Source organism: Flavobacteriales bacterium (genome assembly GCA_016704485.1).
Lineage (GTDB): Bacteria > Bacteroidota > Bacteroidia > Flavobacteriales_F > PHOS-HE28 > PHOS-HE28.
Genome location: JADJAA010000001.1, coordinates 1581838 through 1595529 on the forward strand (window position 1 = coordinate 1581838; position 13692 = coordinate 1595529).

Consider the following 13692-nt stretch of genomic DNA (forward strand, 5'->3'; position numbering starts at 1 on the left):
TGGTCAATGTTTGGTGATGGTGGTAAATTCCCATTTAGACTGTCCGTTCAGTTCGACTTGTTTGACTTGGCCGGAAACGAGGTCGCCATCCACAAGGCTGTGTAGTTTTATCAGATCCTTGTTGATGTAGGCATCGCCAGCATGGGCGTAGGTGTTATCGTTGCGTTTCTTGACCACGACGCGGCCCAGTTCTTTGGTATCACCGTCGAGTAGGGGAACTCCGTCGCTGCCTACCGCTTCCTCGTGTAGCCAGGTTCGGTTCGCCTTGGGGTCTGGATACTTTGCTGCGAACTTCTTGAACCAGACCAACACGTCCATGAGCTGGAACACGATGGTGCTCAAGAGGTAAGGCGTTACACCATGCTCGTGTAGTGCTTCGAGATTGTCCAAGCTGTAATTGGAATCCTCAGCGGTCTCGTCCGCATGCGAGCTTTCGCTGGTTACCCGCAGAATATTGTCCAGTGCATCGGCAACGATCCGGGGCATCATCGGGCGGTCACACTTCAAGGCCACCGTGGCCGAAGAACGGCTCGGATAAAGCACGCGCTCGCCCCGCAGGAACAGTGCTGACAAGCGTTGGTTGACCCTCGGCTTTACAAGGACATCGGGTAGTAACCCGTGCCGATGCGCGGCATAGAAGAAGTGCTCCACTACCTGACGCAAAGGATTCATGAATAAGCGATCACTACCGGACTTGTCCCCGCGATCCACAAAGCGCAATGCGTCCATGAACATAGGGTCGGCAACGGCATCCAAATAAGGAACTTGGAGCACTGCGAACACATCGGCATACCTATCACGAAGCGCTTGCTCGTTGCTTCGATCAACAAGGCTCTGTAGTTCCGCGTATAGGTCCTTCTCGTTCCCTTTCAAGTACCGCCGCTCATCACGACGGTTCTTTGTTGCACCTTCGTCAAAGCCGGTATTGATCACATACGGAATATGAATGTTCGCTCCTTTCCATTGGTCCAGATCCCTGCGGGCTTCATGCAGGTGGTCGATGTCCTCGGTGGGTGAATGTTCATCCACCTGCCCTCTGGCATCGAGGATCAAGGCTTTGAAACGCTTTTCTCGGATCGGTTCCTTAGCCTCGGCCCAGGTCTTGAACCAAGTCACTTCGAAACCGTGCGCGACCGCCTTAGCAATTTGGGCTTTGGCGTATGCTTCATCGTCATCTACTAAGGCGATCGGAACCAGGTCAAACAGTGTCATGCGAAATGGGAAGGTCAATGGTGAAGTGGACAAACATTTGAGTGGATACAGCTTCCCGGTCAAATGGTATCCAATGATTCTCGTCTATACGTTGATCGCGTTCAAAACTCGATCGGTACTTGTCATCGCTCACTGGCAGGTTACCCGACACGAACTTTCCGCCGTGGTTGGCAATGATCCGATCGATCAGATAGCCGCCTATGCCATTGCCCTTTTTCATGTCCAGACGCTTGCCAAAGGTGATGAAGTGCTCATGGGTAAAACCTTCCGGAAAGGGTTTGCCGTTGTTCTCGATGGTGATAACCAATCGCGTTCGTTGAGGTTCAATACGCGTTGATACCCTCACCCGTACGACCAATTGTTCCTGATCCGATCGAAGGCCGTGTTTGGCCATATTGATGAACAAGTTCTGGATGACAAGTGCGAACTGTTGTTGATCGACATGTGCGATCACTCCTTCAGTGGTTTCTAGTCCAGCTTCACATTCGAAAATGACCATAAGCGCTTTCACCTGGTCGGCAAGTCCGCGCAATTCCGTTCGGAACAGTCGACGAAGGTCGATGGGCACTGGTCTTAGACTCTCCTTATCTGATCGGATCACCGCATTGATCAATTGAAAGAGACCGCGCATGCGATCCAATCCACTATTCATTGTATCTAGGGCGGTGGTGATCGTAGACTTTTCAACTGGGCCCAAACTGTTGAGTACTGCATGGATCTCGGCCATGGGTTGCTCCAGAAGCGCCACCACCGGGCGGAAGCTGTGCTCCACTGCACCAAGGATCTGCCACTCATCAGTGGAGAGGCCATGCTGTTTTTCCTGCCTAGCGATCTCCTCCTTCTTCGCCAATAGAATGGATTCCTTCCGTTCGCGAACAATGCGCAGTTGATCCTTGAGTTCGGGTAAGCGAACCCGAATTCTCAGAACGTCTGCTTTGGCTATGAAAGCGATCGTACTTCCTTGGTGGTATGCGTCGAGCTGATCTTGGATCGTGGGCGTTCTTAGTTCTGTTGCGAGGTATTCGGTATTAGCACGAGCCGCATCCACACGGAACATGAATACATTGCTTCCCACGGCGATCGGTCCATCTACCGGGTCGAATAAGGTCGGCTTCAACTTTCCGCCCACCCGTGCAAGTAGCAGTGCTGGCACATCCAATCTCTTCAGTCCCTTCTTGACAGAACCGGTTTCATGTTGCCCATCACGCGCCGTGCGCCTCATGTCGAGGACATCCGTTGAAAGCTCGGAGACCTGGAAGAGCGGCAGACCGGCGAGGTCGCCCATGGAGAGGATATCGTCCGAAAGCACGGTGCCGAGTTCAACCACGTCCACACCATCCGCTTCGGCCACGATATGGGCTTGTTGAAGCAGGCTGGCAAACCGACTCATGCTCCAAGACACATGCTCGTCGGAACGGATGTCAGAAACCTTCACGTCCAAAACACCTTGTAAGGTATAAGTGCTATCCAACGCCTGCAGCACGCTGCTAACATCGAGTGTTATTTCGGATCGCGTCTTGTATGTGACATGCAAACCCGCATCCACGAATCGGACAGGCGCATTCGTTGGCCGTGATCCATTCAAAACAATGATCGAGGTCTTTATCCCTGAGTAGGGTGTGAAGGATCCTGCTGGCAACGAGATCACTGCTTCGAGCAACCCTAGGTCAAGAATCTGTTTGCGTAGATGCGCTCTGTTGATGCCGAACAACATACTCTCGGGCACAAGGATCACCGCCTTCCCCTCGGGTGCAAGCCGCTTGAGGATCTGGTTGATCGCTATCTCATAGGGTTCTATCGCGCGTAGCCTTCCTTCCTCTTTCACTCGACCACCGAAAGGTGGTGCACTAATGCAATGCGTATACTTCTTGTTGGAAGCACCGGGTGCTGATGGTTCGTTCAAGGCGGCGTTCAGGTCTGCCCCGAGAATACGTGCTTGCAGCGTATTGAAGAAGAATGCGAATTGGTTGAAGAATACCGCGTCGAGCTTTACAGAATGTGGCGCACGCGCTGCGAGCACTGCTGGCAATACGCTCGCATCCGCAGCTGGGTCGAATACCTCTTCCACGTCTCCGAGCAGCCGCGCCATAAGCATTGCAACGGACCATGGCGTACAGAACTGGCCCATGTGACTATCGCGCAAGAGGAGGCTACGCATTTCTTCCACATACTCGATCGGTTCCAAACCCGCTGATGCCATGAGAAAAAGCTCAGTTTGTACTGGGCTTGTTGCCAGTGCGCCGCCATTTTTAAGAAGATACGAATGCTGCTCCCCAAAGTCCTTAAACTCCTCTGCCAATTCATTCAAGGTGGACCATAATCCTTCTCCTCTTTGAGCGATCGTAGGCAACACTCCTGCTGGGCGCACGGCCAAGGCATAAATGAGTGCCAGCTCCAAGCCAACGGTCTGCGCGAAGGGCATGGATCGTAGCGCATTGCGCAATTCCCATGCGTGGGCCTGAAAAAAACGGACCCGGTTCAACATACGTTCTGGATCCAACTGTAAACTACCGTCATCGGATATACTAACACGCCCACCAGACAACTCCACCTCAGCAAGCAAGCTCGATGGCTCAACGTCCTTCTGGCTCAATAAGACCTTGACGATATTACAGACACCCTCCAAAGTATCCGAGCCGTTCTTCAGGCGAAGGGCACATATTATGGCGTCTATCAGTTTCATGCAACGGGGGTCAAAGTAAGCGGTGGAGGGTTATGGTGTAGATGTGTTTGCAGGTTATGATCTCAAGCGACTTTCTCCAGTCGGTTTGTCGGCAGAAGTTGGGCAGCCATACGATCCATGACCTCCCATTCCGGACGTGTGTACGAGTTGCTCTCCGTGACCACCGGGATCCTGAATTCGCCCATGGCATCCTCGCGCATAGCCCATTGATCCTTCTGGTCGTAGAGCTTTGTTCCGGGCAAAAGCATCAGCGGCCAAGCCTTAACGTCCCTGCAGCCTTTGGATAAGAGGTGGTCGATACTACGCTGGAAACTTTCCAAGGTCTGTCCGGGCAACCCGTAGATCAAACTCACTTCGAAAGGAATCTCGCGCTCCACAAGCTGTTCAATAGCAGCATCGACAAGATCCATCCGATTGGCGCGGTCAATTTTCTTGGACACTGCATGGTCCGTGGTCTGCAACCCGAACTCCAAGTGGAAGTTGGCTTGCGTACAAAGGTCCAGGAATGCATTAACCTGTTGGCCTCGGATATTCTCAAAGCGCGATTGCAGGGTGAAGGTGGAGCGCGTACGGAGTTGAACGATCTCTTGCATTATATCCAGGCACTCCTTCCCAGCGTTGAAGATGGGGTCGAGTATGTTCACGCGTTGCACACGATGTTCAGTGAGAAATGCTAACTCTTTAAAGACTTTATCCAGTGGGTGCTTATGCACGCGGTGAGTGGCGAGGTCGCGGTGTGCGCAAAATGAACACCGGTAGGGGCAGCCGCGTTTGGTCTCCAACCGTACCATACCGGCTCCCATTGGTACAGGCAATTCGCCAGTGAGATACGGTGAGGCCAGTTGTGTGAAGTCCACTGGTACGTTCACGAACACGGGTTCGTCGGCATCGAGATGGTCCGTCAATTCGGCAAAGGCTTGTTCGGCTTGTCCGGAGATGAAGACCTGGCAATCCGGATACCGACGCAGCAATTCTGCTCGGTTCCCGTAGGTGACTTGATACCCTCCGAGGACCACCTTGCCAAGGAACCCAAGACGACGAAGCAATGCGATGATGCCATTGGTGAGGTACTCGTTCCAGATGTAAGCCGAGAGCGCGATGGCGTTAAAGCGGCTCACATCAAGCGCCGCGAGTTGCACTTCGAATTGCTCGGGTGTGGCCGTGCCGCCGTGTTCGAGCATGTTGATCGAGAGGTGTTCCACGTGCATCTGTCCACGCAGCCGTTCATTACTCCGTTGGTGTGCCAAGAGAGATGCGATCGCCAAGGGCTTGGTGATCTCACCGTGCCGGATCAGGTCGAAGGATATGATGAGCGTGTTCGTCATTGGTCCTCGCCACCAAGGGTCTATATGGTTGGATAATCGCTCAACCAACGAACTTCCCTATGGCAACGGACCAAAAGTCCCGGTCACCTGTGCAGTCTATCTGCACAGTTCATTTCGCGTAGTTCTTCTTCATTTCCATCACCCGCAAAAGCAGCGCTTGGCGTAGTTCTTCCGGCGCAATAACCTGTAGCCCTTCTCCATAAGATAACAACAAGGCTTGTAGCTCGTAGTTCAGCTTCACTTCTAAACGAATAGTCGCGCCGCCGTCTTTTCTCTTCACTACTTTCTGCGAACCGTGTATAGGCTTTGACTCCAAATAAGGCCAAAGTCTATCCGTGACTTGGATCTTGACAACAACAGCTTCTTGATCCGCAGGTACACTTACACCAACAACATCCTCAAAATACTCCGTGAAATCCACCTCATCGTTCGGTATGTATTTCACCTTACTGGGTACAATATCCCGGATCCGGTCCAAGGCCATATTGACAATACGCCCCTCTTCCTCAAGACCAAAAACAAACCAACGGTTGTTATACTGTTTCAAGTAATACGGATGGAGCAACACAATGCTAGGCGCATTTTGCTTGAAGCCTTGGTAAGATATTTCCAAGGCTTGCTCATTGATGATCGAATGAAATAATGTGGTAATGTGCTCGGCACCTTTCAAATACGGGTTCTGCTCAAACTCGATGACCTGAGCAGCCCCTTGTTTCAGCCCGAAACCAGCTTCCAACCGAGCAACTAATTCATCTACCCATTCAAACTGCGGCATGCCCTTAAATCGGCTCAGCGTTAAGAGCGCCTCCTTCAATTGTTCCGCTTCGCTCTCGTTCAGCGGTCGCTTGTTGATAGAGAATTCAAGGTCACTGTACCGGTAAAAAGTACGCTTTCCGTCTTTGTGTTTCTCCAGCGGGATAGCCCATCCTTGTTCGCTCTCCATGTACTTGATGTCCTCGAAAACTTGGCGGCGGCTGATGCTTGCACCTGCTCCGGTGAACTCCTCCAACGCCATGTTGCAAGCTTCCATCAGGTCTTCGATGAAATACTCGCGCCCACGGTTCGCAAAGCAACGGTCCATTGTCTGATAGCGAATAAGGGCATTCTTATTTACGGGCATCTCGGGTGGCTGAAATTAGGGCTGAACGGTGTTACCAGCCTCGTCTTTTATGGTCCTTCAGAAATACAAAAAACGGACTAATGCTTCTGCGCTCACTTTTCAAAAATCAATTGCATAGAGCAAATTAATCTTCCGCTGCCAGCTGGGTGGTAACCTGCACCAAGCTTGATGGTACCACACACCAAGCTTAGTGGTACCCTGTGCCAAGCTTAGTGGTACCTTGCACTAAGCTTGATGGTACCCTGCACTAAGCTTAGTGGTACCCTGCACTAAGCTTAGTGGTACTCTGCACTAAGCTTAATGGTACCCTGCACCCAGTTGGGTGGTACCCTCCACCCAGCAGGGTGGTACCCTGCACCCAGTTGGGTGGTACCCTGCACTAAGCTTAGTGGTACCCTGCACTAAGCTTAGTGGTACTCTGCACTAAGCTTAATGGTACCCTGCACCCAGTTGGGTGGTACCCTGCACCCAGTTGGGTGGTACCCTGCACCCAGTTGGGTGGTACCCCGCACTAAACTTAATGGTACCCGACACCAAGCTCAATAGTGCATTCCATTGATCTTGAGGGAGTTCACCTGAACCAGCATTGCGCTTGTGCCTCGGGAACTTGAGGAAGTAAAAGGTGAAATGGTCCGCTATCTATACCATACTACTATAGGGCACATTGAACCTTAGTCTGGACTTCCGCCTTCGGAACTGCATTCGCTGCCAGATGATCATTGGGGTGCAATTATCCCAAACCTATACCATATTACTATAGGGGGCATAAGCCTCCATCTCCGGCTCGTGAACTTTGGAGGTAAAGATGGTGTGATTTGACCTACTACCTATACCATATTACTATATGGTGCTTTGCACCGTGCGCCTCGTGGTGCACACTTGTGGTTCAGAACTGCTTCATGTAGGCCTGGTGCAAGAGGCTGTATTTGTTCCATTGGTACATGGCCTTGTCCCGTAAGTACATGTACTTGTGCCTTTGGTACATGTACTTGTCCCGTGAGTACATGTACTTGTCCCGTAAGTGCATGTACTTGTCCCGTGAGTACATGTACTTGTCCCGTGAGTACATGTACTTGTCCCGTAAGTACATGTACTTGTCCCGTAAGTACATGTACTTGTGCCGTTGGTACATGTACTTGTCCCGTAAGTACATGTACTTGTGCCGTTGGTACATGTACTTGTGCCGTTGGTACATGTACTTGTGCCGTGAGTACATGTACTTGTGCCGTGAGTACATGTACTTGTCCCGTAAGTACATGTACTTGTGCCGTTGGTACATGTACTTGTCCCGTAAGTACATGTACTTGTCCCGTAAGTACATGTACTTGTCCCGTAAGTACATGTACTTGTCCCGTAAGTACATGTACTTGTGCCGTGAGTATGTGTACCTGTACCATGTGTAACGATACTTCAAGTTACAGTACACTTACTTGATACAGAGGTGCTTATGCCATTGCGTGGGGTATGCCTGCTTGTAACACGGGGACTGATAACCCACTCAGCGTCAGGCGTAAAGAGTGATCCGAACGTTGCCCGTGCTGCATAACCCATCCTCGAGCGGCCGCGTGCGGGCTACAGTAAATGAAAAGAACCCCGGCCAGTTGTGCTAGGATTCTTCCGTTCGGGGATGGTGTATGAGTGGCAGGGTCGTCTGCTATGCGGCAGACTGACCCTGAGCGGGTTTAAAAATGCGCCGCTGCACTACGCAATGGGTAGCGGATGCGCAGTTCGCTTACCTGGTGGACCCCGCATCGCCCGAAGCGGAACTTCCGCACAAAGCAACCCTCTTGGTGCACTGCCCGGAACGCGGCGAGATCCGGCTGAATATATTGTCCAACGGTTCCATCGCCGAACTACAGTTCACGGACTGCTATGAACCGATGTCCAGAACCACCAGCATAGCAGAAGAATCCGATCCGATGTCTCCTTTTACCGTGGTACATCGGCATTGGGATCACGGCAGTGAGGTGTAGGTGTGCCCCTCATTTGAATGGAACGACCCCGCTGTTTTTGCTGGGTCGTTTTTTTTGCTGGGGGGCGCGAGAGACGAGCTTCCATTCTTGCAGACCATGGATCAATGGGCATTGGATGGAATGTAAATTGTCAAGCCTTTATGAACTCGTTCACAAAAGCTTGTACAAATTGCTTGGCTAAAGCAGAGTAAGGCTTGGTCGGCTCTGTCAGTTGCATCAGCAATTCCACCTCTTGCTCGATCATCGCCTCAATTGTTCCTGTGGTCTTTTTTACAAGTTTGTTCAATGTACGTGTTGGTACTTTATCCTTGAATGATCTGATATCCTTACCGATCTCGTTCGATAGGTCGATCAATTTCAAGATCATCTCAAAACGCATTTTTAATCGCAGAATGTATTCTCTGCGCATATCGACCAACCCCTTTCTATTCAAGCCGTAGATCTCAATGGAACGGATCGCTTTTTGCCAATGGATCTCCCTTTTTATCACGTTCTCTGATGAGGGCAAAGCAATGGCCTTCATTACTCCTGAGTCATCGTATTCCAAGTATTTGCTAGGTTCGTCCGTACAAGGGTTCAACAACAAACATTGTTCGCCTGAAATATCGAACAGCGGCGCACTCGCACGCATTGTTTCATCAAACAATGGAAAAGAGTTTGCCTTTCCTTGTTTTAGCTTTTTCCATTGATAGGACCCATCTATGGGGTTCTTTCGATACACATATTGATAGCGCGCTCTATTGCAGTCTATGCATGAAGGGAGTAGATTATCCCATTCCATTGCGAGCTTAGCATATACACCTACTTTAGTTTCGGTCTTGTTCGTCAATTCTACGAGCACTTCGGATTTGGGTCTGAAATGCTCAATATCCAGCGGTTGTGTGCGCGTGTAAGGTGATTCGCAATATGCACATTTACCATGGAACATAAGCTCCAACAACTCAGGCACTTTTTCGTGCTTGTAAAGCTTGAAATCGGGCTTTAGGTCCTTGTGGAAATCGCTTCGAAGCCATGCTTCCACCTCTTCCTTTTCTTTGTTGAAGGCATCCGAGGTTATGGTAAGTGCCTGCGGGGCATTTACGCGTTTTCGTTTGATCATTGAAGAGCTCAGTTGTTCAGGCGCCAGGAAGCATCCGTTAAAGCCTCTATTATCTTCTTAGTGGGTTTGGGAAATCGTACGTTGGTCGGTGACTTCATCAAGTGCTCATCGATCAGCCTCAACAAGTACATATCACGCCGACTACTACCGAGAATGCTCTTTCTGTTGAGTCGTTCATGTAGATCCTTCAGTTGTGCCTTACCCGAATCATCTAACGCCGATGCCTTCGCTATGAGGTTGTAATAGCGGTCAAAGAATTCAGCTGTGCGCGGGTCCAGGGTTGTACTTAATCCGAATAATTCTGAGGTAAGGAGCTGGTCGGAACGTAAGCCAGCCGGCGAATCCATGTCGTCGTGTACTGTAGCCATGGAAGGGTCGTCCACATTTCTCTTGACCAATGCTACTTCACCAGCACCCAGCCCATGCAGGCATAGTGGCTCATGGGTGCTCGCGATGAATTGGATAAGCGGAAATGTCTGTTCCAATCTTCTTAAGATGCTCATGCGCCAACTCGGGTGCAGATGTGCACCGATCTCATCAATTAGTACCACGCCTCTAATTTGATGCGTATCCGTTGGATTGCCTGCCATTATATCACAGGCTAGACCAACCATGGTCTTGTAACCCGCACTAAAATGCTTTAAGCGGGTGAATGACCCGTTCACGAAAAGCCCGAATTGTGTTGGCTTGTTGTTTTCAAATTGAAAGTCGAGACGTGTAGAATTATCTGTAAGATCCAGCAGGTCCTTCAAGGCCACACAAACATCGAAGAACTGCTGTTGATTCTTTACCACTATGGTACGTAACCACTCTTCGGCATCTACCATGGGATAGAACGGGTCAAAGAGGTTCTGGATGTTCTTATTCACTCCCCTTTTCTCTAACAGATCAGAACTCTTGCCTTTTTGCGGCAGCAATCGAACAGGCCCGTATGCACGAAGAAATATATTCGGGACCTCACCTTGCTCCCATTTTAATCCGCTATTCGTGATGTTCACTACGATAGGATCTGTTCGCTGATGAAAGTAGACTTCAATTCTACCTGACGTAGCTCCACGCCTCAAGCTAGTGCTGAAATGCTCCTTCATCTTACTCAAGGCTTTCTTGCCGCTGAGTATCAATGCAAGTGCTTCGAGCAGCGAACTTTTTCCTGACCCGTTCTCACCCAGCAGCATTTTCCAACCGCTGTGTCGAAAGGTTTCCTGTTGTGGAGATTCGGAGCCGTTTTCGTCGATCGTCTTCCGGCGTTCCTCTTGATTGCCTCCCGCTGTTTCCGTGTTCAAGTCTAAGTTCAGTTCACGTTCTGTGTCTACTAGGTCTTTCGGGCGTTCTTGGGGGATCAAGAATACAGCCTTCTCGAAGATCCTGTAATTCTCAACTATTAATTTGCTAATGGTCAGCGCTTGATGCGCGACTTTCTCCTTGGACGGCGCATTCTCTGTGGCGGTTTTCGGAGGAGTTCTTTGCGCCTCGGAACTCGTCTTCTTTGGAGACTCCTTATTAGCGCGTGTTGATCCCGGTTTCGTACGCGCTCCGGTCTCAGCTTCTAATAAGGACCCAGGCTTATTGAGCCCTTTGCTTATTGTTTCGACGTGCAGGCCGTCGCCTTGAATGAGGATTTTTAGTCCGAAGTCCTCCTTAAGAACATGGTTACTCAGATTCCGCATTGGACTTTGCGGGTCTATCAGTCCTTTCAAGAAGTGATCTTCTTCTACGGTTCGAGGTAGTTTCTCACCCTTTTTTTTAAGAACCAGAGACTTTGTCAAGTCGCGAACTCGGTGAACCATATCACTCCTTCTATTGATGGCGGATTTCCGGTTCAGGTCCAGAGTTTCAATGGTCACCTCGGCTCGTCGCTTCTGCATGTGCCCTAAAGTGGAACGAGGCTTTATCATTCCATTAGATGAATAGTCGAAGTACTCCTCCGGATCGTCTTCATAAGGATTCAGCAAATACGGTTCTTCTTTCTCGAGCGCACTCCCCCGAGGCTGGTCATCAGCATGCTTGATAGGAACACGTTTTCCGGCGATGGGAAACTGTGCTCCCTTTGCAAAACTGCACTCATTGCATATGGGTAGCATGTTCTGCCAATCAAACAATAGCCACCAATAGTGGTCGCCAACCTGCTCATTTGGTTCCACTTTTACCGGTCGGTACAGGTCGATGTGTACCGTCTTTTCATTCAAGGGTGCTTCGCAATACGCACATGCATTATTGGAGGTTTCCAGAAGATCTCGGTTTACATCACGAGAATACTGTGGAGCCTTGTGTCTTATCTGGCTTCGCTTCTCTAAAGGTTGCGCATAAAACTTCCGAAGTTCATTGAACGTCTTCTCTCCTTCCGTACTGTACTGTAGGTCTGGTGGAGATACTTTACTTCGGTTCAGTTTTCTCATCTTAACTATGTGCTATTCTGTGGAACGTGTTCGCCAAATAGTGCTTCGGGTTAGTCCTGGCGATCAGGTCGAATTGTGCTTCGCTCAGGCCGGCCAGCATATTGGCATAGAGCTCCTTTTCTGATAGGTGGTTCCTCACGACAAAAAAGTCTGTACCGAACAGGACCCGTTCACCGAGTTTCTTCACTGAATGGTCGATCGTCTTTTTCAGTAACGGTTGTATCCACGGATCGTGCAATATGTAACTGATATCTGCATAAACGTTCTCATAGCGCAACATCATACTGCAAATGATCGTGTACCAGTCAGCTTCCATCCAGTGAGCGTAGACACGTGTCCATTGGATGCGCTTGTGTTCGTTGTCATAATACGATCGATGAAATAATCCGCTTTCAGCATGCAGGTTCAGATCTTGGTTGTACTGGTCATTATCGGCTTCTAAATGTCGTTTCCATTCATCAACACCACCAAAATGTGCCAAGCAGATCTTCAATTGAGAAAGTGATCGGAATTTTTCATCGGGACCTTTTTCGAACAACGTTTGAATTCGGGGTTGGCAGCTCACGAGGTGCTCCCTCAAGAGGTCATCATCCAGCAGGCAGAGGTAGTTCAATGGATGTGTGTAGTTCTTTTGAAAGTCGATTCCGCGAAGTTCCAACAGGTCAATGGGTGCGATCACCGTATCGTCATGTGCGTCCTCTATTCCGGTTGAACGCTTGAAGACAGGATGCTTTGCCATTTCATCAGTGATCTTGTCTCGGGAATATATTGTGCCATGCACGCAATGGGTCATGATCGGTAAACCTTCCTGAGCTGCATACGCCCACACGGGCAATAGGTCTTCATCGAAAGGATAATAACCTAAAGCCGGGTAGATCTTGAATCCGCAGCAACCATTGCTTAGATACTTCTGGACTTTACATTCAAGCAAGACTACTTTACCGTATTCTACTTTCCACTTGAAGAAGTCATCCTCTTCACGAATTCGGCGTGGATCAATGAAGATGAAAGGCAGTATTTGATGTCCATGATCTTCACCTTTGGTAAGTTTTACAAGCCCTTCCATTTGTTTGTGGAAATCACCTAATCGGTGGACCTTCCCCGCACCCATGTATTTCATATCCATTGGTAGAACAATGAATTTGGTTTCGGCTGGGTACTGGGCCCGGAGTTTTTGAAAGAGTAGACTTAGTCGCCTTTGGTCATCACCGGTTTTCGCACTTTTCGTCTCGTAACCATAAGAGCTGAAGCGTGCGATAAGTACGTATCGCTCCAAAAGGTCCATGTACTCCGTAGCAGGAAAGCTCTTGATCATTGGAACAAACTTTTGTAGAAGGAACCAGATCTGTCTTCGAACGGCTGGGATGAATGCAATAATTGCTGCTACGAATATGGTCTTGATCGCCCAGTGTAATTCATGAAAGTATAATTTATACTTTACAAGTAACGCCAAGAACGCCGCGATATATTTCGACCCGCCATAGAAGGTGCTTTCAACCAAAACTTCATAAAGGAATAATAACACATAGATCGTAACGATCAAATTAAACGCACCTCGTACAAACTTCAAGAAGCTGTTTCGTTGGATCCTGTTCTGCGCCTTTACCTTGTTTATGCGTATGGTTTCTTGTGCCGGTTCATACCGCTCGGCATACTTCCGTCGGTTGCACTTCACGTAAAGTTTCATGAAGTAATCCATTCGCGCCCACTTGTACAACGGCCACGGAAGAATACCCTTTGCATGCTCTGGAGGCACGTGATAGTTGTTGAACAAGTGCACGTGGCAGTTCACTATGGGGTCCTTCACTTTACTCATTTTTGATCCAGTGCGTACTGATCACTTATAGAGATCTTATGATGCCAGTACTATCGGTCAGAAATGCA

Annotated in this window: 9 protein-coding genes; 1 reads left to right on the plus strand and 8 read right to left on the minus strand. The window is 49.5% G+C overall.

Translation table 11 applies throughout. The annotated features are described in order from the left end of the window. Positions 1-3: 3 nt before the first annotated feature. The 5 genes from IPF95_06620 to IPF95_06640 form a co-directional block, all read right to left on the minus strand. Positions 4-1212: a hypothetical protein gene (locus tag IPF95_06620; protein ID MBK6474370.1), complete on the minus strand. Its 1209-nt coding sequence runs from the start codon at positions 1210-1212 to the stop codon at positions 4-6. After that, complete coding sequence (locus tag IPF95_06625; GenBank protein MBK6474371.1) at positions 1199-3895, minus strand: N-6 DNA methylase; 2697 nt, start codon at positions 3893-3895, stop codon at positions 1199-1201. Before IPF95_06625 ends, IPF95_06620 begins: the two co-directional genes overlap by 14 nt. 62 nt (positions 3896-3957) lie before the next feature. Further along, positions 3958-5220: a radical SAM protein gene (locus tag IPF95_06630; GenBank protein MBK6474372.1), complete on the minus strand. Its 1263-nt coding sequence runs from the start codon at positions 5218-5220 to the stop codon at positions 3958-3960. Positions 5221-5329: 109 nt separating this feature from the next. Then, positions 5330-6340: a WYL domain-containing protein gene (locus IPF95_06635; protein ID MBK6474373.1), complete on the minus strand. Its 1011-nt coding sequence runs from the start codon at positions 6338-6340 to the stop codon at positions 5330-5332. Positions 6341-7167: 827 nt separating this feature from the next. Continuing rightward, positions 7168-7737, minus strand: a complete 570-nt coding sequence (locus IPF95_06640; protein MBK6474374.1) for a hypothetical protein — start codon at positions 7735-7737, stop codon at positions 7168-7170. 291 nt (positions 7738-8028) lie between these two features. Here IPF95_06640 and IPF95_06645 point away from each other — a divergent pair, with 291 nt between their 5' ends. Then, positions 8029-8313: a hypothetical protein gene (locus IPF95_06645; GenBank protein MBK6474375.1), complete on the plus strand. Its 285-nt coding sequence runs from the start codon at positions 8029-8031 to the stop codon at positions 8311-8313. Positions 8314-8443: 130 nt separating this feature from the next. On the opposite strand, the gene IPF95_06650 is transcribed toward IPF95_06645, so the two are convergent. The 3 genes from IPF95_06650 to IPF95_06660 are packed head-to-tail and all read right to left on the minus strand — an operon-like array spanning position 8444 to position 13624. Then, the gene (locus tag IPF95_06650) at positions 8444-9412 is read right to left on the minus strand and encodes a hypothetical protein (protein ID MBK6474376.1); all 969 of its coding nucleotides are present in this window, start codon (positions 9410-9412) and stop codon (positions 8444-8446) included. Between the two features lie 8 nt (positions 9413-9420). Further along, a complete protein-coding gene (locus IPF95_06655; GenBank protein ID MBK6474377.1) occupies positions 9421-11808 on the minus strand; it encodes a TIGR02646 family protein in 2388 nt (795 codons plus the stop codon). Between the two features lies 1 nt (position 11809). Next, positions 11810-13624, minus strand: a complete 1815-nt coding sequence (locus IPF95_06660; GenBank protein MBK6474378.1) for an amidohydrolase family protein — start codon at positions 13622-13624, stop codon at positions 11810-11812. Positions 13625-13692: the final 68 nt, after the last annotated feature.

What these genes read in the sequence shown, in the direction of transcription:
- IPF95_06620 (MBK6474370.1), bottom strand. Translation starts at nt 1,212, where the DNA reads ATGACACTGTTTGACCTGGTTCCGATCGCCTTAGTAGATGACGATGAA.
- IPF95_06625 (MBK6474371.1), bottom strand. Translation starts at nt 3,895, where the DNA reads ATGAAACTGATAGACGCCATAATATGTGCCCTTCGCCTGAAGAACGGC.
- IPF95_06630 (MBK6474372.1), bottom strand. Translation starts at nt 5,220, where the DNA reads ATGACGAACACGCTCATCATATCCTTCGACCTGATCCGGCACGGTGAG.
- IPF95_06635 (MBK6474373.1), bottom strand. Translation starts at nt 6,340, where the DNA reads ATGCCCGTAAATAAGAATGCCCTTATTCGCTATCAGACAATGGACCGT.
- IPF95_06640 (MBK6474374.1), bottom strand. Translation starts at nt 7,737, where the DNA reads ATGGTACAGGTACACATACTCACGGCACAAGTACATGTACTTACGGGA.
- IPF95_06645 (MBK6474375.1), top strand. Translation starts at nt 8,029, where the DNA reads ATGCGCCGCTGCACTACGCAATGGGTAGCGGATGCGCAGTTCGCTTAC.
- IPF95_06650 (MBK6474376.1), bottom strand. Translation starts at nt 9,412, where the DNA reads ATGATCAAACGAAAACGCGTAAATGCCCCGCAGGCACTTACCATAACC.
- IPF95_06655 (MBK6474377.1), bottom strand. Translation starts at nt 11,808, where the DNA reads ATGAGAAAACTGAACCGAAGTAAAGTATCTCCACCAGACCTACAGTAC.
- IPF95_06660 (MBK6474378.1), bottom strand. Translation starts at nt 13,624, where the DNA reads ATGAGTAAAGTGAAGGACCCCATAGTGAACTGCCACGTGCACTTGTTC.